Annotated in this window: 22 protein-coding genes; 16 read left to right on the top strand and 6 right to left on the bottom strand. The window is 50.7% G+C overall.

The window, feature by feature from the left end; all coding sequences use genetic code 11:
• Nucleotides 1-6: 6 nt before the first annotated feature.
• The 5 genes from KCG48_RS06290 to KCG48_RS06270 all read left to right on the top strand — a co-directional run bounded on the left by KCG48_RS06290 (nt 7) and on the right by KCG48_RS06270 (nt 3,530).
• Nucleotides 7-678 (top strand): flagellar brake protein, encoded by a 672-nt coding sequence (locus KCG48_RS06290; protein WP_211800638.1) that lies wholly within the window; start codon nt 7-9, stop codon nt 676-678.
• 18 nt (nt 679-696) lie between these two features.
• On the top strand, nt 697-1,404 hold the full coding sequence (locus KCG48_RS06285) for a sigma-70 family RNA polymerase sigma factor (RefSeq protein ID WP_211800636.1): 708 nt from the start codon (nt 697-699) through the stop codon (nt 1,402-1,404).
• A gap of 11 nt (nt 1,405-1,415) precedes the next feature.
• On the top strand, nt 1,416-1,823 hold the full coding sequence (locus KCG48_RS06280) for a hypothetical protein (RefSeq protein ID WP_211800635.1): 408 nt from the start codon (nt 1,416-1,418) through the stop codon (nt 1,821-1,823).
• A 166-nt stretch (nt 1,824-1,989) separates the two neighbouring features.
• A complete protein-coding gene (locus KCG48_RS06275) occupies nt 1,990-2,748 on the top strand; it encodes a flagellar hook-basal body protein (RefSeq protein WP_211800634.1) in 759 nt (252 codons plus the stop codon).
• An 11-nt stretch (nt 2,749-2,759) separates the two neighbouring features.
• Nucleotides 2,760-3,530, top strand: coding sequence for a flagellar hook-basal body protein (locus KCG48_RS06270; RefSeq protein ID WP_211800633.1), 771 nt, complete (start codon nt 2,760-2,762; stop codon nt 3,528-3,530).
• Nucleotides 3,531-3,555: 25 nt separating this feature from the next.
• On the opposite strand, the gene KCG48_RS06265 is transcribed toward KCG48_RS06270, so the two are convergent.
• Nucleotides 3,556-4,275, bottom strand: a complete 720-nt coding sequence (locus KCG48_RS06265) for a pseudouridine synthase (RefSeq protein WP_211800632.1) — start codon at nt 4,273-4,275, stop codon at nt 3,556-3,558.
• Nucleotides 4,276-4,636: 361 nt separating this feature from the next.
• Between KCG48_RS06265 and KCG48_RS06260 the strand changes: the two genes are divergently transcribed.
• From KCG48_RS06260 to KCG48_RS06245, 4 genes are all read left to right on the top strand, one after another.
• Nucleotides 4,637-4,963: a helix-turn-helix domain-containing protein gene (locus KCG48_RS06260; RefSeq protein ID WP_211800631.1), complete on the top strand. Its 327-nt coding sequence runs from the start codon at nt 4,637-4,639 to the stop codon at nt 4,961-4,963.
• On the top strand, nt 4,956-6,308 hold the full coding sequence (locus KCG48_RS06255; RefSeq protein ID WP_211800630.1) for an ImmA/IrrE family metallo-endopeptidase: 1,353 nt from the start codon (nt 4,956-4,958) through the stop codon (nt 6,306-6,308). Before KCG48_RS06260 ends, KCG48_RS06255 begins: the two co-directional genes overlap by 8 nt.
• Before the next feature lie 67 nt (nt 6,309-6,375).
• Nucleotides 6,376-6,576 carry a cysteine-rich CWC family protein gene (locus KCG48_RS06250; RefSeq protein WP_211800629.1) on the top strand — a complete coding sequence of 67 codons (201 nt, stop codon included), beginning with the start codon at nt 6,376-6,378 and terminating at the stop codon, nt 6,574-6,576.
• A 71-nt stretch (nt 6,577-6,647) separates the two neighbouring features.
• Complete coding sequence (locus KCG48_RS06245; RefSeq protein WP_211800628.1) at nt 6,648-6,881, top strand: glutaredoxin family protein; 234 nt, start codon at nt 6,648-6,650, stop codon at nt 6,879-6,881.
• Between the two features lie 45 nt (nt 6,882-6,926).
• On the opposite strand, the gene KCG48_RS06240 is transcribed toward KCG48_RS06245, so the two are convergent.
• On the bottom strand, nt 6,927-7,919 hold the full coding sequence (locus KCG48_RS06240) for a hypothetical protein (protein ID WP_211800627.1): 993 nt from the start codon (nt 7,917-7,919) through the stop codon (nt 6,927-6,929).
• Between the two features lie 193 nt (nt 7,920-8,112).
• Here KCG48_RS06240 and KCG48_RS06235 point away from each other — a divergent pair, with 193 nt between their 5' ends.
• The 7 genes from KCG48_RS06235 to KCG48_RS06205 all read left to right on the top strand — a co-directional run bounded on the left by KCG48_RS06235 (nt 8,113) and on the right by KCG48_RS06205 (nt 15,665).
• The gene (locus KCG48_RS06235; protein WP_211800626.1) at nt 8,113-8,865 is read left to right on the top strand and encodes an alpha/beta fold hydrolase; all 753 of its coding nucleotides are present in this window, start codon (nt 8,113-8,115) and stop codon (nt 8,863-8,865) included.
• A gap of 222 nt (nt 8,866-9,087) precedes the next feature.
• Nucleotides 9,088-9,723: a redox-sensing transcriptional repressor Rex gene (locus KCG48_RS06230; RefSeq protein ID WP_211800625.1), complete on the top strand. Its 636-nt coding sequence runs from the start codon at nt 9,088-9,090 to the stop codon at nt 9,721-9,723.
• Between the two features lie 233 nt (nt 9,724-9,956).
• Entirely contained in the window at nt 9,957-10,853 is an 897-nt protein-coding gene (locus tag KCG48_RS06225; protein ID WP_211800624.1) for a sulfide/dihydroorotate dehydrogenase-like FAD/NAD-binding protein, read from the top strand.
• Nucleotides 10,850-12,250 carry an NADPH-dependent glutamate synthase gene (gene gltA, locus KCG48_RS06220; RefSeq protein WP_211800622.1) on the top strand — a complete coding sequence of 467 codons (1,401 nt, stop codon included), beginning with the start codon at nt 10,850-10,852 and terminating at the stop codon, nt 12,248-12,250. Before KCG48_RS06225 ends, gltA begins: the two co-directional genes overlap by 4 nt.
• A gap of 17 nt (nt 12,251-12,267) precedes the next feature.
• The gene (locus KCG48_RS06215; RefSeq protein WP_211800620.1) at nt 12,268-13,209 is read left to right on the top strand and encodes a DNA-3-methyladenine glycosylase family protein; all 942 of its coding nucleotides are present in this window, start codon (nt 12,268-12,270) and stop codon (nt 13,207-13,209) included.
• A 440-nt stretch (nt 13,210-13,649) separates the two neighbouring features.
• Nucleotides 13,650-13,982 carry a helix-turn-helix domain-containing protein gene (locus tag KCG48_RS06210; RefSeq protein ID WP_211800618.1) on the top strand — a complete coding sequence of 111 codons (333 nt, stop codon included), beginning with the start codon at nt 13,650-13,652 and terminating at the stop codon, nt 13,980-13,982.
• 180 nt (nt 13,983-14,162) lie between these two features.
• Nucleotides 14,163-15,665, top strand: a complete 1,503-nt coding sequence (locus tag KCG48_RS06205; RefSeq protein WP_211800615.1) for an ATP-binding protein — start codon at nt 14,163-14,165, stop codon at nt 15,663-15,665.
• 258 nt (nt 15,666-15,923) lie between these two features.
• On the opposite strand, the gene KCG48_RS06200 is transcribed toward KCG48_RS06205, so the two are convergent.
• The 4 genes from KCG48_RS06200 to KCG48_RS06185 all read right to left on the bottom strand — a co-directional run bounded on the left by KCG48_RS06200 (nt 15,924) and on the right by KCG48_RS06185 (nt 19,334).
• Nucleotides 15,924-16,715: an ABC transporter ATP-binding protein gene (locus KCG48_RS06200; protein ID WP_211800613.1), complete on the bottom strand. Its 792-nt coding sequence runs from the start codon at nt 16,713-16,715 to the stop codon at nt 15,924-15,926.
• Nucleotides 16,681-17,622, bottom strand: coding sequence for an ABC transporter permease (locus KCG48_RS06195; RefSeq protein WP_211800612.1), 942 nt, complete (start codon nt 17,620-17,622; stop codon nt 16,681-16,683). Before KCG48_RS06195 ends, KCG48_RS06200 begins: the two co-directional genes overlap by 35 nt.
• Nucleotides 17,622-18,596 (bottom strand): ABC transporter substrate-binding protein, encoded by a 975-nt coding sequence (locus KCG48_RS06190; RefSeq protein WP_211800610.1) that lies wholly within the window; start codon nt 18,594-18,596, stop codon nt 17,622-17,624. The genes KCG48_RS06195 and KCG48_RS06190 overlap by 1 nt, the downstream gene beginning before the upstream one ends.
• Nucleotides 18,597-18,911: 315 nt before the next feature.
• Nucleotides 18,912-19,334, bottom strand: a complete 423-nt coding sequence (locus KCG48_RS06185; RefSeq protein WP_211800609.1) for a HutP family protein — start codon at nt 19,332-19,334, stop codon at nt 18,912-18,914.
• Nucleotides 19,335-19,362: the final 28 nt, after the last annotated feature.

Raw genomic sequence — 19,362 nt, 5'->3', positions numbered from 1 at the left:
GTAGACATGGAACAGATCATGCTCAGCAGCAAACTGGAATATACTCTGGACGACGGCAGCACGGGAGAAGGAATGGTGATGGATCTCACCTCCACCACCGTGGATTTTTCCATCCCCGCCGACGACCGGAAGTTCAAGCTGCTCCACAAAGGACAGCAGATGGAAGTCCGGGTTTTCCAGAAAAATAAGGGAATCAGCTTCAAGGCCACCATCGTGGGCCGCACAGCGGGGGATTTGCCCACTTACACCCTGGGACACCTCCATGATTTTCGGCAGGTGCAGCGCCGAAGCAACGTCCGAGTTCTGGCGGGGGATCCCTTTAGCTACACCACCAACCGCTTTGTGCTGGATTCCGTGCGAAATCTCACGGATAAGGAACAGGTCATGGAGCGAATCAGCCGGTACCTTAGCCGGGGGGCCCTGGTGGACCTTAGCGCCGGTGGCGTGAAGTTCGCCTGTGAAGAAAAGCTGGAGGAGGGACAGCTCCTCCTCTGCCATCTTCTCCTGGGGGAAACCCCCGTCATTTTGGAAGGGACCATCGTCCATCGGCAGTACACGGTGAACCCTCACCAGATCCGATATTACTATGGGGTGCAGTTCCGGGATCCGGATATGCGCACCCAGGACATCATTGTGAACCATGTATTCCGGCTCATGCGAAGGGAGCGGAAAAAATAGTGCAAAGGAGAGGATTTCATGGGATACCCTATGGCGGCGGCGGAAAATGATCTGGTGATGAAACACATTCCTTTGGTGGAACGGATTGTGAGCCGCATTGACGCCGGAGACGGCGCTCTGGACAAGGATGATCTCTTTTCCATTGGGGTCATCGGCCTCATCGATGCCATCCGCAAGTTTGACCCGGGGAAAGCCGTGCCCTTTGAAGCCTACGCCACCCTTCGGATCAAGGGGAACATTATTGATGAGATGCGCAAATCCGGACGTGTGTCCCGGGACCGCATCGGAAAGCTCAACCGCTATTACAGCGCCAAGGAAAAGCTGGAAAAAGAGCTCATGCGCAATCCTGAGGAGCATGAGATCTGCAAAGAGCTGGGGATCACGGAAAAGGAGCTGGCGAAGCTCCATGAGACCGTCCATCACCTGTCCAAGGTGTCCTTCGAGATGACCCTTTTTCATAAGGACGGCAAGGAGATGCAGCTGGCGGATGTGATCGCCGATGATTCCGCCGGTTCCCCCGAGGAGGAGTTTCTGCGCAAGGAACGGAAGCACCTCTTGAAGGAAGCCATGGAACAACTGACGGAGCGGGAGAAGACCATTCTTCAGCTCTATTACGTGGAGGAGCTGACCTTGAAGGAGATCGCTTACGCCATGGATATCTCCATTCCCCGGGTCTCCCAGATCCATGGGAAGATTCTCCTGAAAATGCGGGATTATATGGACTGAGGAGGAAAAACATGTTTATATTTTTAATGATTCTGGGCTCGGGAGTTCTTTTCCTGGGACTCAGTGCCAAGCGCCAGGAAGCCCAGGAAATCCCGGAGCGGGAAATGGCCTTTGTGCCTCCTCCCCGGAGCCTTCGAGAAGAGGAGCTGACGGAGCTTAAAGAGCTGAACCACCGGGTGAAGGCCCTGGAAAAACTTGTCTTTGAAAGCCTCCTCACCCGGGAAACGGAAAAGGCGGCGGAGGAGACGATTGCACCGGAAGTGAAGCTGCCGGAAAAGAAGCCCATGCCGGAATCCATGCGCACTGTGGTGGAGCTGGAAAAAGCTGGCCATGGGGTTCAGGAGATGGTGGCGGCCACGGGAATGAAAAAGGGGGAGATCTTATTACTGCTCAGCTTATCCAAACACTACGCCGAGTAAAAGCCGACGTGCTTTTGGCCCTGGGGGCCGGAATCCTCGTGGGGGCGCTCTTGATGAATATCGCCTACATGACCGAGGTAAACCTGCGCATCGAAGAAAAGGCCCGGGATTTGGGCATGGTCTACCCCGAAGAGATCAACGTGATCAGCAGCCAGGAGGGAAATTAATGATTATCCGCAGTTTAGCCCAAGTCACCGCGCAGATGAATGTCCTGCAGAAGAAACAGGAGAACAGCGCCGCCAATGTGGCCAACGTGAATACGCCAGGCTACAAGTTCCAGGTGCTCCTTCAGGAGACCCAGAAGGAGTATGAGGTGCACAACCATACGGGAGGAAGGGACAATAACGCCTATCAGGTCCTGGGTAGCTTAAGCCTGGGTACCCAGCTGGGCGAAGCCTATACGAACTTCACCCCTGGGACCTTAACCCAGACTGGTCTAGCCACGGACTTTGCCATCCAGGGGAAGGGCTTCTTTCCTGTAGCCCTGGAGGACAACACCCTGGGCTTCACCCGCAGCGGCAGCTTCCGCACGGATGCTGAGGGCTACCTCGTCACCCCGGAAGGCTACCGGGTCCTGGGAGTGGATCCCCAGGGGAACTGGCAGAGCATCAGTACCGGGGGGAACCCCCTAGTGCTCACGGCAGAAGGACAGATTCTGGGAACCGCCCTACGCCTGGCCGCTGTGGATGTGGCGGACTACACCCAGCTCACCCTGGAAGGCGGGAGCCTCTTTGCCGGAGAGACCGCCGTGATCCCGGGAGAAGGGGAAATTCTTCAGGGGTATCTGGAAGGATCCAATGTGAATCTTCTCGACGAAATGGTGAAGATGATGGAAGTTTCCCGGGAGTTCCAGGCCAACCAGCGCACCTTGAAGGTGCTCAATGACACTCTGTCGAAAACCGTCAATGAAATCGGACGCAATTAGGAGGAGAACCCATGTTCAACGGACTGAAGATAGGCCAGACGGGGATGAACACCGCCCAGAAGGTCATGGACAATGTGGCGGACAAGATCGCCAATGGAAGCACCCCCGGTTACAAAAAAGCCCAGGTGGGCTTCCAGGAGCTCCTGCGCAACGAGATGGGAGGCCAGGAGGTTCCTCTGGGACAAAGCGCCACGGGAAGCTCTGTGGGCATCGGTTCCCGGGCAGTACGGCAGAAGACGGACTTCACCCCCGGGGCTATCCTTCCCACGGAAGGCCCTTGGGATCTGGCCCTGGAAGGGGACGGATTCTTTGGGGTCCTCCTGGAAAACGGAACCCTGGCCCTGACGCGCAACGGCGCCTTTCAGCGGGGGGCTGAGGGTATGCTTACGGACAGTCAAGGTCACCCCCTGGTGGTGGATGAGGCTGTTCCCGCGGCTGCCTGGCCTTCAGGAAAACTCACGGTGACGGCGGAGGGACGGATTCTCGGAGAGGGGAACGCAGTCCTGGGACAGATCCTGCGCTTTGCCCCGGGAAATGTCGATGAGCTCATTCCTTTGGGCGAAGGGCGATTTCTCCCCACAGCTGGGGCGGATGTGCGAAACAGCCGGGAAAATCCGGAAACCTCCTTTGGCCCCATCCGCCAGGGCGCTTTGGAAAGCTCCAATGCCGATGCCCTGGAGAGCCTGACAGAGATGATCGTGACCCAGCGGGCTTACCAGGCCAATGCGAAATCCCTGACCACAGCCGATGAAATGCTGGAGGCCATTAATACCATTCTTTAATTTGAGGCAGCAAAAAAACCATCGATTATTCGATGGTTTTTTTGGAATCCGTCAGGAGGAGATTCAGTTCGGAAAGCTCCAGGGGAGACAGATTCCGGTAGGTGCCCAGTTTCAGGTCACCCAAGTGGATATTCATGATGCGGATCCGCTTCAGCGCCACCACGGTATAGCCCAGATATTCGCACATGCGGCGGATCTGGCGGTTAAGGCCCTGGGTGAGGATGATGCGGAAAGTGTAGTCATCCAGTTTCTCCACCACGGATTTGCGGGTGACGGTACCTAAAATCGGGACTCCCTGGCCCATGCGGCGGATGAACTCGGCATTGATGGGCCGATTCACCCGGACAATGTATTCCTTCTCGTGGTTGTTTCGGGCCCGAAGGATCTTGTTGACGATATCCCCATCATTGGTGAGGAGAATCAGTCCTTCGGAATCCTTGTCCAGTCGGCCCACGGGGAAGATTCGTTCTTTATGCTTCACAAAATCCACGATGTTGTTTCGGGTTTTCCGGTTCGTGGTGCACTCAATGCCCCGGGGTTTGTTCAGGGCGATGTACACGGTGGGGGGCTTGTGGGAGATGAGGTTTCCATCCACGCGGATCTCATCCTCTGCCGTGACCTTGAGGCCCATGACGGCCACCTGACCGTTGACCGTGACTCGACCGCTGTCGATGAGGCCGTCGGCCACCCGTCGGGAGCAGTATCCGGTGTCGGATATGGCTTTATTGATTCGTTTTTCTTCCATGGGTTCACCTCCAGCCTTTTATTATACAGGATATTTTTCCGGGTGTTAAGATTGAAACCCTAGCAATTTCGGAATAATCATCGATAACCATCTGTTTTATCGCTTACCGGAGAATAGTGGGATAAGTCCTATCAGTATAAGACTAGAGGGATAAAAGCGAACTTTAGGGGTTCAATCGGCTCATGTTCGCTGAGGAGTTAAAAGATCTAAATCAAGGAGAGTCTTCAAAATAAGTCTAAGTGCCCCGGTCTTTCTCATTATATGTTATAAATCCTAACAAAAAAATGTTGCAAATTCTTACGCAAAGAATTAAACTAAAGCTAATTAAACTGTGGACAGCTGTTAAAGAAAGGAGGTTAACATGAAAACTTTAGCAGATCGAATTAAAGAATGCCGGATTAAGCTCCATCTATCGCAAGAGTATGTCGCGAATTTTATTGGACTGAATCGAGCTACAGTAACACAAATTGAACTGGGGAAGAGGAAAGTAACGGCAGAGGAGTTGGCAAAGCTCAGCATGCTGTTTGGGATATCTGCCGATTCACTTCTGCATGGTAAGAATGTTGAAATGCCAGCGACTATTTTTGCCAGAAGTTTTAGTGAACTAGATCAAAAGGATCAGGACGAAATTATGAGTCTGATGCAATTCAAGAAATTAATGAAAGAGCAAAGACGCAGTAATGAGTGAATTTTACCAGAAGATACATTTGATCGAAGATCCAGAAGAACTGGCAACTTTATTTTTGCGGAAAATTTCTCACACTCAAGAACTTACCTATCCTTTAAACCCCTTTCAGATGCTGGTTGATGAAGGCGTGCAATTCGCCATAAGAGACTTTGGTAAGCTGGAAGGGGTTTATATTCCTGCAGAAAATGAGAATGATATCCCTATTGTCGGGATAAATCTTAATCGACCGATCACCAGGCAACGCTTTACGGCTGCACATGAGCTCTGCCACTTTTTTCGAGAGAATGAAAAACAGATCTGCCCAATTGGAAGTAAGTCCGCAGCTGAAGTGTTTGCTGACCGTTTTGCTGCTGCGCTTCTAATGCCCGAGTATGAGTTAAGAAACCAAGTTGATGCGCGTAAGGTTCAAGGCTTTGTTACCTTTGATGATGTGGTGGATATTGCTCATTTTTTTGGTGTTAGTTTTGAAGCGTGTCTGTTTCGAATCGCGTTTTTGCTTCAAGCAATAGATGGAAATACACAAATAAAAGAACTCAGAAAAAGAATCAATAGCTATAAGCCCGAACTTCAAAGAAAACGTCGCGGTCTTAACCGAGTACTTCTTTATGAGGGACTAATCGACTCCTATTCTTATGCTTTGCATTTTGTTCCCAATGATTTTGCATCCTATGTATTTAAGAATAATTATATTTATAACGATAGTCGGCTAGAAGGTGTTGATATTGATATCGAATCTGCCGCAGAAATCATCACAGACCTTCGACTTAAACATCAAGGAAGTGAATATTGTAAGGAAGAAAATGAAGCGTTCTTGTCTATTGCTGGCCATGTTGCCATGTACACCTATATTTTTGCGTCGCCTGTACCAATGCGATGCTCGGTCTTTGACACCGTATCTTTACATCAATATCTATATTCTTGTTTTCCTTACCCTGAATATGGAGGAAAATTTCGTCAAGACAATACTGTCGTCGTAGGTGCTAAGTTTGAAGCCGTTGATTACCAGAGAATTGTCCCAGAAATGTTGAAATTGGAGGATGTACTCAAAATAGTTTTTGAAGCAAGAAAATCGGAAAAGGTGAGTACATATATTAAAGAAGCGGTAAAACTACATCATTCATTAACGGTAATCCATCCTTTTGGAGATGGGAATGGAAGGACGATGAGGGCATTTTTCAATGTAATGATGGTGCGCAATAATCTTACACCCGTCTATATCAAAGTTGAAGATCGGAAGGAGTATGTCGCCGCTCTGGAGTTCGCGGATAAGGAAAGGGATTACGCCTTGCTTTATGAACTCTTCTTTAAGGCGATATTACGCACCAGTACGGAGTTGATCCGATAATCCATAAAGATGTAAATGAACCAATATAAATTGCTCGATGAGTAGATGAAAAATAAGGAGATAAAACATGGAGAAAGCGATCTGCCCCATCTGTCATGAGCCCAATGGCTGCCACCGGGAGAACGGCCTCAATCCGGATACCTGCTGGTGCAACACCCTCATTATTGATCCAAAGGTTTTTGAGCTGGTTCCGCCGGAAAGTTTGGGTAAGGCCTGCATCTGTCCCGCCTGCCTGGCGGCCTTTTCCCGGAAGATTGGACAAAATTGATTCCATGCGCTACAATAGGGGGCAAGGACCTTGGTCCCCATATTCATTTTAAATTTTGGAGGGAAATTCCCATGGAGAAAAAAGTTACCATATACACCTCAAACACCTGCACCTACTGCGATATGGCCAAAGAGTACTTCAAGGCCAATAACATCGCTTATGATGAGAAGAATGTCACCAATCCGGAATTCCGCAAGGAACTCTTAGGAATGGGACTTCGTAGTGTCCCCGTGATCTTCGTCAACGAAGAGCGCATGGTGGGCTTTGATCAGCAGGCCTTTGAGGATCTGTATCAGAACGCATAGCGAAATAAAGACGCGGCAGCTTCCATGAGGAAGCTGCCGCTTTTCTTATTCCAGAAACAGGGGACGCCCCCCGTTGTTGATCTTGCACCGAAGCTGATAAGAGATCACCCGGTCGTGGGTTTTTCCCTGCTTGAAGAAGTCCTCGGGGAGGACGGTGCCCGAGATGAGCAGGGTCACTTCATCCCGCTCCCGGATGCTTTCGGAGATATAGGCTTCTTCGAGGATCCCCGCCACGACGCTGTCCAGATCCTTGGCGGTGAATTTTGCCCGCTGGACGAAGACCTTGCCCTGGTTATTGAGCCCTAAGATGCCCACCAGATGGCCAAAGCGGTTGAAGTCTGCCTTGACTTCTCCTGAAGCCATTATGACCACGGAGCGGTCCACCTGATGGGTGAGGGCCCGGGTTCCTCCATAGAGGAGCAGGGTCAGGAGTAGAAGAGCGGCAAAAGGACGTTCCCAGCGGAACCGTCGGGGGGCTTTCTGCCCGGTGACCACGGGAGCACCGCCCTCGGCTTTGGCCTTTACCTTGACAAACTCCCCCTGTCCCGTGAGGATGAGGCTTCCTGAACCCCAGGGACGAAGAAGAACTCCGGTGTAGGAAGCGTTCAGAGGAAGAGGCTGCTCACCGGCTTCGGTGGCATTGCCCTGCTGGAGAATCCGAGCTAAAAGCGGATATCGGTTGGGCGAAAGAAGAAGAACATAGGCCGTGAGATACCCTGCCCAGGGAGCCAGGTCAAACTCCGGAATCTGGACTTGTTTGGCCACCTTTTTCAATGGGAAACGGCCTTCTTTCTGGAACTTCTCCACCAAGGGGGCCTCCGTGAGAAAAAGCATCGCCAGGGAAAGGAGAAGATCCCGGGTATGCTTGGGCGGGATGGCCTCCGTGAGTCGGGACAGCTTCACGCCAAAGCCCTTCAGTTCCTTTTCAAAAGCCTGGGCTTCCTCCTGTCGCTTTTCCATCTCGGCGGCATCGATGATTTCTATGATGGGTCCATCGAGAAAAACCCTCCGGTTTTTTTCCAGTGATCTGCTGTCCATGTGCTCACCTCATTTTCATAGGTTTATCATACCATAAGCTCTGGGGGTTTTGGGGAGAAGGCTTAACCTTGGGAAGGATTTTATCCTGGGGGATTTGCGGGAAAACTCTTCAAGGGACACGGGTCATGGGGTATACTGGAACCATGAGTAAAAATAGGGAAGCCCAGGTGTGGCATTAAAGGTGGACATAACCATGGAAAGAAAGAAAAACACAGCACTGAAATACCGAATTCTACGACTGCTCCTCATTCTGGTGATTTTTGCCGGAACAGCGCTCTATATTTATGGGGAGGACTATTACCGGCCCTCGGCCAATGCCCAGGCGGCCATGGCTACGGGAGAAGGCATCACCTTCACCCGGGAGGGGAAGGATCTGGTCTTCACCCCGGAAAATCCTTTGGGTGGCGTGGTCATCTACCCCGGCGGAAAAGTTTCGGAGGAGGCCTATGCCCGGTTAGCCCGGGAAATCGCCAGGGAAGGCTACAAAACCGTCGTGGTGTCTGCCCCTTTGAAACTTCCTATCCTTCGGACCAATGCCGCTAAGCGGTATGTGGAAGAGGAGGGCATTGAGGATTGGGTGATCATGGGTCATTCTTTAGGCGGGGTCACCGCCGCCCGATTTGCCAAGAAAAATCCGGACAAGATCCGGGTACTGGTGCTTCTGGCCGCCTATCCGGATAAGAGTACGGATTTGGGGGAAGTTTCCTTCCCCGTGTATTCTTTGGTGGGGACCAAAGACCAGATACTGGATCAGGCCAGTTATGAGGAAGGACTCCAGAGGCTTCCCGTCGAAGCCAAGGAGATCCTCATCCCCGGCGGAAATCACAGCAGTTTTGCCAATTATGGTCTCCAGGACGGCGATGCCCTGGCGGATCTTAGCTATGCGGAGCAGCAGCAGGTGATCCTGGATCTGTTTCCCCAGATCTTTGACGAAATCATCAGATAATTCACAAGGCTGAAGGATTTGGACAAAAAAACTCGTGAATTTTATTAAAAATATTGCGGTTATCCTTCAAATATTACCGTTGATCTTCGGTTCCATCCCGTCCTCAGTGATAAATTCATAAATCTCTTGAAAATGGACCCCGGGGTTGATAAAAAACTACACAAGTTCTTGTCTGTTGTGGTATGATATTGTTAGAATTTTATTTAACAATGAGGTGCTCGAATGGATAAGAAAAAAGAGATTTCCATGGCCGTCATCAAGCGGCTTCCCAAGTATTACCGTCATCTGGCGGAGCTTCTTCGTAACGATGTGGATCGGATTTCCTCCAAGGAACTCAGCGAAAAGATCGGCTTCACCGCTTCCCAGATCCGTCAGGATTTCAACTGCTTCGGCGGCTTTGGCCAGCAGGGCTACGGCTACAACGTCAAGGAGCTCTACAATGAGATTTCCAAGATCCTGGGACTGGATAAGCGATATTCCACCGTCATCATCGGTGCCGGAAACATCGGCCAGGCCATTGCCAATTACACCCGCTTTGAGAAGTTTGGCTTTGATCTGAAGGGAATTTTCGATGTGAACCCCAAACTTCACGGCATGCGGATCAAGGATGTGGAAATCAGCGATATTGACACATTAGACAGCTTCCTGAAGGAAAACCATGTGGATATCGGTATCCTCTGCGTTCCCCAGATGCAGGCCCAGAAAGTGGCCGACACCCTGGTGGACAATGGAGTCCGGGGCATCTGGAACTTTGCGCCCCTGGATATTGACGTGCCCGAGACCGTTTCCGTGGAGAATGTTCATCTCAGTGAAAGTCTTTTGACCCTGGTCTACCTCATGAACGACCTGGAGAAATAGGAAGTCCAAGAAGTCTGGTGCCCGGACCCGGTAAAAGGGGACGGGCACCAGACTTTTCACTTTTAAGCGGAAAATAGTTTAATATTAGGGCTTTGCAGCCCGTTGAGGAGAAAAAGGACAATTTACACATAACGCCGTACGCGGGAAGACATTGAAAAGCGTTGCAAAGCTCCGTATACTGAATAGGTAAACATCGAGATCGTCCGTTAATGCAGCGGACCAAGGGGGAACACATGTATAAGATCATACGTAAAAAGGAACTGGTGAGCCAGATCTACCTCATGGATATCGAGGCTCCGCGGGTGGCAAAAAATGCCAATCCCGGACAGTTTGTCATTGTGAAAGTTGATGAAGTGGGGGAGCGGATTCCGCTGACCATCTGTGACTACCACAGGGAAGAGGGCACGGTGACCATCGTGTTCCAGACTCTGGGCATGTCCACCAAAAAACTGGCAGCTCTGGAGGAAGGGGATTATATCCGGGACTTCGTGGGACCTTTAGGAAATCCGTCCGAAGTGGTGATGGACAGTGTGGAGCACCTGGCCGGAAAGAAGATCGTCTTTGTGGCTGGCGGAGTGGGCACCGCTCCGGTTTATCCCCAGGTGAAGATGCTGAAGGAGAAGGGGATCGATGTGGATGTGATCATCGGCACCAAATCCAAAAGCACCCTGATTTTTGAGGAGGAGTTCAACCAGGTGGCCAAGAACCTCTATGTCTGCACCGATGACGGAAGCTACGGATTCCAGGGCCTGGTGACGGACCGGCTGAAGAAGCTCATGGAAGAGGAAGGAAAAGCCTATGATCTTTGTGTGGCCATCGGGCCCATGATCATGATGAAGTTTGTCTCTCGCCTCACCGCCTCCTATAAGCTGAAAACCATCGTGTCCCTGAATCCCATCATGGTAGATGGTACGGGCATGTGCGGCGCCTGCCGGGTCACCGTAGGCAGCGAGGTGAAATTCGCCTGTGTGGATGGTCCGGAGTTTGACGCCCATCTCATCGACTTTGACGAAGCCATGCGTCGTCAGTCCATGTTTAAAACCGCCGAGGGAAAGAAGGCCATCCAGATGGAACAGGCTGCTGTCCACGCTGAAGGCGAATTATGTGAATTGGGGGAACTGCAAAAATGAAGCTTGATCGCGTACCCGTGAGGGAACAGGAACCCGCCAAGCGGATCCTGAACTTCCAGGAAGTCAGTTACGGATATAATCAGGAGGAAGCCGTGGAGGAAGCCAGCCGCTGCCTTCAGTGCAAGAATCCCAAGTGTGTGGGCGGGTGCCCCGTGGCCATCGACATTCCCAAGTTCATTCGGGAGCTTCGGGATGGCGACATGAAGGCCGCCCGGGACACTTTGGGAAAATCCTCCAACCTCCCCGCCGTCTGCGGCCGGGTCTGCCCCCAGGAGGAGCAGTGTGAGGGCAAGTGCATCGTGGGGATCCGCGGCACGGCGGTGAACATCGGCAAGCTGGAGCGCTATGTGGCCGACTGGGCCATGGCGGAAGGATACCGCAATACGGAAAAGGCACCGTCCAACCACATCAAGGTGGCGGTCATCGGCAGCGGTCCCGCAGGGCTCACCTGCGCTGGAGACCTGGCCAAGCTGGGCTATGAGGTGACGATTTTTGAAGCCCTCCATGAACCCGGCGGCGTTCTGGTCTATGGGATTCCGGAGTTCCGTCTGCCCAAGGAGAAGGTCGTTCGCGAGGAGATTAAGCTCCTTCTTGATCTGGGCGTCACCTTGGAGACCAATGTCATCGTGGGCCGCACCGTCAGCGTGGAGAACCTCATGAAGGACGAGGACTTCAAGGCGGTCTTCATCGGTTCCGGGGCAGGCCTTCCCATGTTCATGGGGATCAAGGGGGAAAATGCCAATGGCGTCATGTCCGCCAATGAGTACCTCACCCGGGCCAACCTCATGAAGGCCTTCCGCAGCGACTATGACACCCCCATCAGCCACGGCAAGAAAGTGGTGGTGGTGGGCGCCGGCAATGTGGCCATGGATGCCGCCCGTACCGCCGTCCGGCTGGGCGCGGAGGCGCGTCTGGTGTACCGCCGTTCGGAGAAGGAAATCCCGGCCAGGGCCGAGGAAGTTCACCACGCCGTGGAGGAAGGGGTCATTCTCAACCTCCTCACCAACCCCAAGGAAATTCTGGTGGATGAAAAGGGCTTTGTGAAGGGCATGGTCTGCGTGAAGATGACCCTGGGCGAACCTGATGCCTCGGGACGACGAAAGCCCTTGGAAATGGAAGGCACCGAGCATGTCATCGACTGCGACAGCGTCATCATGAGTCTCGGCACCTCCCCCAATCCCCTCATCGCCTCCACCACCCCGGGCATCGAGACCAACCGCCGGGGCTGCATCCTCATCAATGAGGAGAATGGAGAAACCACATCCACCGGCATCTTTGCCGGCGGAGATGCCGTCACGGGATCCGCCACGGTAATTCTGGCCATGAGTGCCGGAAAGAAAGCGGCCCAAGGCATCCATGCGGAAATGGTGAAAAAGGGCCTGGTGCCCGAAGTATAAATCAGTGGGGAGGAACCATGGACTACAAGGCGTTGATTGAGGAAAAGGATGGCCTTCGGCTCACGGGGGTGAAGAACTTTCATCCCCGCCATGTCTTCGAATGCGGCCAGGCCTTTCGCTGGGATCGGCTGGACGACGACGGGGAGCATTATCGGGGGATCGTCGCCGGAAAAGTGCTGGAGGTGAAGCGGGAAGGGGAAGATCTATTTCTTCGCCATGCCACCCGGGAGGATTTTGACCAAGGACTGCGCCGGTATTTTGACTTTGGCCGGGCCTACACCCCTTTGAAAAAGCGCCTTGCCCAGGACCCCTGCCTCAAGGAGGCCGTGAAGGAAGGCTGGGGGATTCGGATCCTCCAGCAGGATCCCTTTGAGACGCTCATTTCCTTCATCCTTTCCTCCAATAACGGCATTCCCAAGATCCGCCAGGGCATCCGGGCCATCAGCGCCCGTTATGGCCGGCTGATCTCCGGGGAAGGGGACTATGCCTTTCCCACACCGGAGGAGCTTTCCCGGGCCACGATGGAGGAGCTTTACGGCCTCGGCGTTGGTTACCGGGCCAAATACATCCATGGAGCCACGGCCCAGGTTTGTGAAGCCCAGCGGCTGAAGAAGGAAAGTCAGAAACGATCCCTCACGGCGGAGGAAGAAGAGGCCGCTGCCCTGGATTTGGAGGAGCTGGAAAAACTTTCCACGGAAGAGTGCTACGAAAGACTGCAGAAGTTTGTGGGGGTAGGCCCCAAGGTGGCGGACTGCGTTATGCTGTTTTCCCTGGGGAAAACCGGGGCATTTCCCGTGGATGTCTGGATGAAGAAGGCCATGGACTATTTCTACCAGGTGGAGGGGAAGAGTCTTCCCAGAATTCGGGAAGCCGGTCAGGAACGCTTTGGCACCTTGGCGGGATTTGCCCAGCAGTATCTATTCTTCTATGCCCGGGAGAAAAAGATCCGAATCGAGTAAGAAACAGTATCCTTATTATTGATATGCTCCCTTTAAGAGAGACGGTGAAATAAAACACTGGTGTTCTTGAAAGGAGCATTTTCTATTACCCAAAGAGCAAAAAGTCCACCGGAGGAGAAGTAGAGGTTGGTCCAAAAGTATAAAGCGGGAGAACTAATAAACACCAAGGTAGCTGAGATCTCTAGCATAAATCGTCAAACGATAAGTGATTGGGTTTTACGCTATCACCAAAAACGACCATAAGGCCTAGTGATCACGGAGTTGAATCGAACATATACCTCTGAGCTGAAAACAGAAGCAGTGATGACGTATTTGGCTAGTGAAGTATGCCTCCAAGTGTTCGGTTTTCGGTTCAAAATCAAGGCAATAAGCAACACCTAGACTGGATAAAGTTGTATAATAGCGGCAAGAAACTCAATTCGATGAGTGGAGGGAGCCGCATGAAAAAGTCACGGAACACAACCCTGGAAGAGCGAATTCAGATCACCCAGGACTGCATCGCATCTGGATATGACTATGGCGGGATCGCGCTCAAGTATGATGTCGGGTATCAGCAGGTCTACACGTGGGTGAAGAAATTTACAAAACTGGGCAATGCCGGGCTTGAGGATCGGCGAGGTCAGCGCAAGCTTGACCAGATACCGCGAACACCGGAAGAGGAAGCACAGATTGAGATCGCCCGCTTAAAGCATGAAAACTACCTCCTGCGCATGGAACGGGACTTACTAAAAAGATTGGAAGAGTTGGAGAGGAGGGATGTCTTTCGTAAGTAAGGTAGGGAATCAATATAATGCCATCCAAGGGAATCATCAGGAAAACGGTAGCGTGTAATCACTGCATGATACTTTATACTAATTTATTGCCCATTTGATGGATGGCTAAAAATAAAGGACTTTTTTCAGACGTTGATATCTTCGAAAAGTGTAATAGCATAAGTTTCTGGGGGGGGAATTATGACAAGGCCAATCAATATTTATACGATTACTAGGGTTCAAGATGAAAATTCTTTTAATGTAGTTGAGAAACACGAATCGAGCAAAAAAAGCTCCTCGATTACACAATGTCATGAGATTAGCTCACTACGAATACTTGTAGATGAGTTTAAGAAAACTGGCTTTACAATTACTGATTTTGATGGTTTCTTCTTCAGTTATAGTATTCCTCAAATTGGAAAGGAATTTGATTTACTTAAGTTCACAAAAACTTTGTGTGTAAATATAGAACTCAAATCAGAAACCGTATCAGAAGAGCAAATATTAACTCAGCTTCGAAAGAATAGACACTATTTAAGTCATCTTGGAAAAAGGCTCATAATTTATTCTGTTATTACTGACACAATGAAATGCTATAAACTTTCATCAAATGAAGAGTTGGTAGGTGTTGATATTACTGAAATTACAGATTGTTTAAAAGGTTGTACTCATGAGTATTCAGAAACTATTGATGATAAATTCCGAGTAGCCGATTATCTTGTCTCACCTTTAACAACTCCTGATAAGTTTATTCAGGGTGAATATTTCCTTACACAATCCCAAGAGCAGATTAAGAAAGAAATATTGAAAGGAATTGACGGCAATTCTTTTGGAGGTTTTTATCATATTATTGGTAAACCTGGTACAGGCAAAACTTTGCTGTTATACGATATTGCAAAAGCACTATCAATAAGAGGAAAAACGTTGATTATACATTGCGGAAAATTATCAACAGAACAAATTAAGATTCGTAGGAAAATTAATGATTTGCAGATAGTTTCTGCAGCTGATTTAAGAAGGGATGATTTTTGTTTTTCCGAGTACAGTTACCTTATTATTGATGAATCGCATCGTATATACATATCACAATTTGAGGCTATTTGTGAAGCGGCGAAAGAAAATATGCAAAGCTGCATTTTTTCATCAGATCCAGGACAAGTATTATCTAGAGCAGAAAAGAGAAATGCAATAGTTGATAAAATTCGTTCACTAGATTTGGAAAAGGAATGTGAGTTATCTGAAAAAATTCGAATGAATATGGAAATGCATTCATTCATTGCAAGAGTGTTAAATTTAAATCACAAACCGAAAAAAGATATGGATTATAGCAATATATCTATAAATTTTGCGAATACAAAACTGGAAGCTCAGAGCTTAATTGACTATTTTAGAAAAAAAGAATATGTTTTTATTAACTATACAAAGTCTAATTATAAATTTAGTCCATATTCAGAATATGAAGAAGATTATGATACTCATCATGTTATTGGAAAAGAGTATGACAAAGTTGTTTTGCTAATGGATAATTCTTTTTACTATGATGAATATAGTATGCTAAGGGGAATACAACATCCGAACCCGGATTATTTGTATCCAAATCTTTTTTATCAAGGAGTAACACGGACCCGCGAAAAATTGGCTATTATTGTTGTTGAAGCCCCAACGTTATTTAGTAAATTAATACAAATTATCGAGAAGGCCTGAATCATTAATGGTATCATACAGTCGATTTTATCCTTCAGCGAGGTCTCATTATTGATTTTCCTCTATTTTGAGCTATTCAGTAAAAGTGTCTTCCTTTTTGTCATTATTCAGATGAATTATAGGATGCGCTATTAATTAGCACATGAGAAAGACATCACAAAAAAAGAACAGCATGGCGCTGTTCTTTTCGTTATGATGATGGCCGCAGGCAGGGAGGGGTATCTCGGGTCTGCGGTCCATGCTCATTGAGGGGAAGGGTTAGAGCCCCAGGACAAAACGGTCTTCGATGGAATCGGCATTGTCCTTGAACATCTGAATGACATTTTCCGTGGTCAGGTGGGATTTCTCCTCCCCGGACACGTCCTTGACGATGTGGCCCTCATGCATCATGATGAGGCGGTTTCCGAATTCCAGGGCATGCTTCATGTTGTGGGTCACCATGAGGGTGGTGATCTCCTCCTTGCGGATGAGGCTGTCCGTGACGGTCATGATGAGCTCGGAGGTGCGGGGATCCAGGGCGGCGGTGTGCTCGTCCAGGAGGAGCAGCTTGGGCTTCTTCATGACGGCCATGTAGAGGGCCACGGCTTGGCGCTGTCCGCCGGAGAGAAGACCGATTTTGGTGTTCAGTTTATCTTCCAGACCCAGGCCCAGCTGGGCCAGCTGTTCTTTGTAGTAGCTGATGCGCTTGAGGTTGACGGCTTTTTTCAGACTGAAGCTCTCCCCCTTGGCGTCGGCCAAGGAAAGGTTCTCCAGAAGCGTCATGTTGGGGGAGACGGAAAGCCTCGGATCCTGATGGACACGGCCGATGAGCATGGCCCGTTCGTAGGCCTTGCGGGAGGTGATGTCCTTTCCGTCCAGGGAGATGGTGCCTTCATCGGCGGGGTACGTCCCGGCGATGAGGTTCAGCAGCGTGGATTTTCCTGCGCCGTTGGAGCCCAGGAGGGTGATGAAGTCCTTGGAGGCCACCTGGAGGCTGAGGTTGTCGATGACTTTGTTCTCCAGGGGAGTGTGGGGACTAAAGGTTTTCGACAGGTTGCTGATGTCGAGCATAGCTAGCCCCTCCTTTCTTCTTCTTTCCCAGGCTTTTTTTTAGCTTGGGGAACTTGAGGGAAAGTTTTTGACTGGTGGCGCCCATGGCGATGATGACCGCGATGGCCGTGGCCAGTTTGAAGTCATTGGGATCCAGGCCGAAGCGGAGCACCAGCACCAGGATCCCCTTGTAGAGGACTGCTCCGGTGATGGCCACGGTGCTTTTGGCCAAAGGGAGGCGCTTCAGGAGCGCACTGCCGATGATGACGGCGGCCAAAGCCGTGACGGCGCTTCCCGTGCCCATGCCCACATCGGCGAAGCCCTGGTACTGAGCTGTCATGGCACCGGATAGGGCCACGAGGAAGTTTGCCAAAGCCAGACCCAGGATCTTGATCTTATGGCTGTCCGCGCTGAGGGAGGTGAGGATTTCCTCATTGTCCCCCACAGCCCGGAGAAAGAATCCGGTCTTTGTCCGGAAGAAAACTTCATAGAGGACTTTGACGACGACCACCACGGCGGCCAGAAGGAGAAGCCGGCTCAGATCCATGCCCAGAACCTTGATCTGGGGCAGGTTAAAAATGCTGGCCTGATTAAAGAGGGGAATGTTCGATTTCCCCATGATCCGAAGATTCACGGAATACAGGCCGAACATCACGAGGATGCCCGCCATGAGGCCGTTGATTCCCAGCTTCGTGTGGATGAACCCCGTGACCATACCCGCCGAAGCGCCGACGAGGGCGGCAATGAGGGTGGCCAGCCAGGGGTTCATGCCTCCGATGATGAGAATTCCGCAAACGGCACCACCCAAAGGGTATGTGCCGTCCATGGAGAGATCTGCAAAATTCATGATTTTATAGGTGATGTAGATTCCCAGAACGGAAAGGGCAAAAAGCATGCCCTGTTCCAGGATATTCACAACGATGTTCATTACTTATCACCCACCAGTTTGGCATTTTCCAGCACGGACTGGGGGATGTCGATGCCCAGAAGCTTTGCCGTGTTGGTGTTCACCACCACGGAAGGATTCTTCAGGGTGGAGATGGCGATGTCTGTGGGTTTGGTGCCCTTGATCAGCTCGATGGCCATGAGTCCCGTTTCCCGGCCCAGGTCATAGTAGTTGAGTCCCGCGGAGATGAGTCCGCCGGCGTTGACCCCGGCATCCTCTGCGCAGAATACGGGAACCTTGGCCTTGTTGGCCATGTCCACGATGACGGCGTAGGCGGAGGCGATGGTGTTGTCCGTGGGGGTGTAGAGCACATCGATATTTTCCAGGGCAGAAGGCAGGACGCTGTTCACATCATTAAGATTGGTGACGCCCACTTCCTTCACGGTGAGACCAAATTCCGCAGCGGCTTCCTTCAGCAGATTGACCTGCAAAATGGAGTTGGCCTCGGAGGTGTTGTAGATGACCCCCAGGGTCTTGGCCTCGGGAAGAACTTTCTTTAAAATCTCCAGCTGGGGTACGATGGCGACGCCGTCGGAGGTGCCGGTGATGTTGGTTTCTGAGTGTTCAAAGGACTTGGCGATGCCCGCATCCACCGGATCCGTCACCGCAGTGATGATGATGGGAATGTCCTTGGTGGCATTGTATGAGGCCTGTGCACTGGGCGTGGCAATGGCAAAGATCATGTCCTTGCCGGAATTGACAAAGTCCTGTGCAATGGTCAGGGCTGTAGACTGCTCGCCGTTGGCATTCTTGTACTCGACTCTGATGTTCTCGCCATCCACAAAACCATTCTCCTTGAGAACATCCAGGAATCCTTGCCGCGAAGCATCCAGCGCTTCATGGACCATAAACTGATTAATGCCGATTTCCGTGACTTCTTTTGATTTTCCCTGGCAACCCATCATGCCAAGGGCCATGACCCCCAGGGCCAGAGCTGCGATTTTCTTAACTACCATACTTCCATCCTCCTATTCTTCGTTCATATCTTGAAATATGAATGCTTCAATTATAGCCATGGAAATCTGATTTCGCAATGGGGGAAATGGGTTTATTGGCCTCGAAAACCGTAATTGTGATAAAAATATCCACAATAAATTGATATTTTTACTGGCAATAACGAGGAAATCCAACAGATTATTAATGGTAAAGAAAATGTAAACAACTACATCCGCGAATTCTGAAATTTGAGGAAAAGAAAACCCGCGAGGAATCGATTCTTCGATTTCATCGCGGGTTACCGTACCTTTATGGGTGGAATTCGTGGGATGATCTTATGCCCGGGGAAAGGAACCCAGGGTTCGATGGCCAATGCCGATGGCAAACTCATTGAGATGAAGAAGACCAATGCTGACATAGATGCAGACGGCGATATCGTCGTTCATCCGAACGATGCCGATTTTGCCGCCCACGTTGAGGTTACTGGAGCGTTCCAGCACCTGCATGAGGGCATCGCGGGTGGCCCCCATGACGGCCCCTTCCTGGGCATATTCCTCTTTAATCAGACCCACCCGCTTGGAGGCCACCAGGGCACGCTCCAGGATCTTGGCCAAACTGGTGGAGATGTTGCCGCCGATATCCACGGCGGCGGCTTTACCGCCCATGGATTCAATGCTGGCGATGAGGGTTCTTTCCTCTTCCCGATTGGTCAGGGCCATACGGACGGCTTCTTTTGGGATATCTAAGCTGGAAATCATGTGTTGCACCTCGATTTTATTTTCCGTG

Origin of the sequence: Proteiniclasticum sediminis, from assembly GCF_018128025.1 — a bacterium.
Classification (GTDB): Bacteria; Bacillota; Clostridia; order Clostridiales; family Clostridiaceae; genus Proteiniclasticum; species Proteiniclasticum sediminis.
This window is presented reverse-complemented; position numbering and strand designations above follow the sequence as displayed.

Coding starts and splice junctions, on each gene's coding strand:
- KCG48_RS06290 (WP_211800638.1), top strand. CDS start 7: ATGGAACAGATCATGCTCAGCAGCAAACTGGAATATACTCTGGACGAC.
- KCG48_RS06285 (WP_211800636.1), top strand. CDS start 697: ATGGGATACCCTATGGCGGCGGCGGAAAATGATCTGGTGATGAAACAC.
- KCG48_RS06280 (WP_211800635.1), top strand. CDS start 1,416: ATGTTTATATTTTTAATGATTCTGGGCTCGGGAGTTCTTTTCCTGGGA.
- KCG48_RS06275 (WP_211800634.1), top strand. CDS start 1,990: ATGATTATCCGCAGTTTAGCCCAAGTCACCGCGCAGATGAATGTCCTG.
- KCG48_RS06270 (WP_211800633.1), top strand. CDS start 2,760: ATGTTCAACGGACTGAAGATAGGCCAGACGGGGATGAACACCGCCCAG.
- KCG48_RS06265 (WP_211800632.1), bottom strand. CDS start 4,275: ATGGAAGAAAAACGAATCAATAAAGCCATATCCGACACCGGATACTGC.
- KCG48_RS06260 (WP_211800631.1), top strand. CDS start 4,637: ATGAAAACTTTAGCAGATCGAATTAAAGAATGCCGGATTAAGCTCCAT.
- KCG48_RS06255 (WP_211800630.1), top strand. CDS start 4,956: ATGAGTGAATTTTACCAGAAGATACATTTGATCGAAGATCCAGAAGAA.
- KCG48_RS06250 (WP_211800629.1), top strand. CDS start 6,376: ATGGAGAAAGCGATCTGCCCCATCTGTCATGAGCCCAATGGCTGCCAC.
- KCG48_RS06245 (WP_211800628.1), top strand. CDS start 6,648: ATGGAGAAAAAAGTTACCATATACACCTCAAACACCTGCACCTACTGC.
- KCG48_RS06240 (WP_211800627.1), bottom strand. CDS start 7,919: ATGGACAGCAGATCACTGGAAAAAAACCGGAGGGTTTTTCTCGATGGA.
- KCG48_RS06235 (WP_211800626.1), top strand. CDS start 8,113: ATGGAAAGAAAGAAAAACACAGCACTGAAATACCGAATTCTACGACTG.
- KCG48_RS06230 (WP_211800625.1), top strand. CDS start 9,088: ATGGATAAGAAAAAAGAGATTTCCATGGCCGTCATCAAGCGGCTTCCC.
- KCG48_RS06225 (WP_211800624.1), top strand. CDS start 9,957: ATGTATAAGATCATACGTAAAAAGGAACTGGTGAGCCAGATCTACCTC.
- gltA (WP_211800622.1), top strand. CDS start 10,850: ATGAAGCTTGATCGCGTACCCGTGAGGGAACAGGAACCCGCCAAGCGG.
- KCG48_RS06215 (WP_211800620.1), top strand. CDS start 12,268: ATGGACTACAAGGCGTTGATTGAGGAAAAGGATGGCCTTCGGCTCACG.
- KCG48_RS06210 (WP_211800618.1), top strand. CDS start 13,650: ATGAAAAAGTCACGGAACACAACCCTGGAAGAGCGAATTCAGATCACC.
- KCG48_RS06205 (WP_211800615.1), top strand. CDS start 14,163: ATGACAAGGCCAATCAATATTTATACGATTACTAGGGTTCAAGATGAA.
- KCG48_RS06200 (WP_211800613.1), bottom strand. CDS start 16,715: ATGCTCGACATCAGCAACCTGTCGAAAACCTTTAGTCCCCACACTCCC.
- KCG48_RS06195 (WP_211800612.1), bottom strand. CDS start 17,622: ATGAACATCGTTGTGAATATCCTGGAACAGGGCATGCTTTTTGCCCTT.
- KCG48_RS06190 (WP_211800610.1), bottom strand. CDS start 18,596: ATGGTAGTTAAGAAAATCGCAGCTCTGGCCCTGGGGGTCATGGCCCTT.
- KCG48_RS06185 (WP_211800609.1), bottom strand. CDS start 19,334: ATGATTTCCAGCTTAGATATCCCAAAAGAAGCCGTCCGTATGGCCCTG.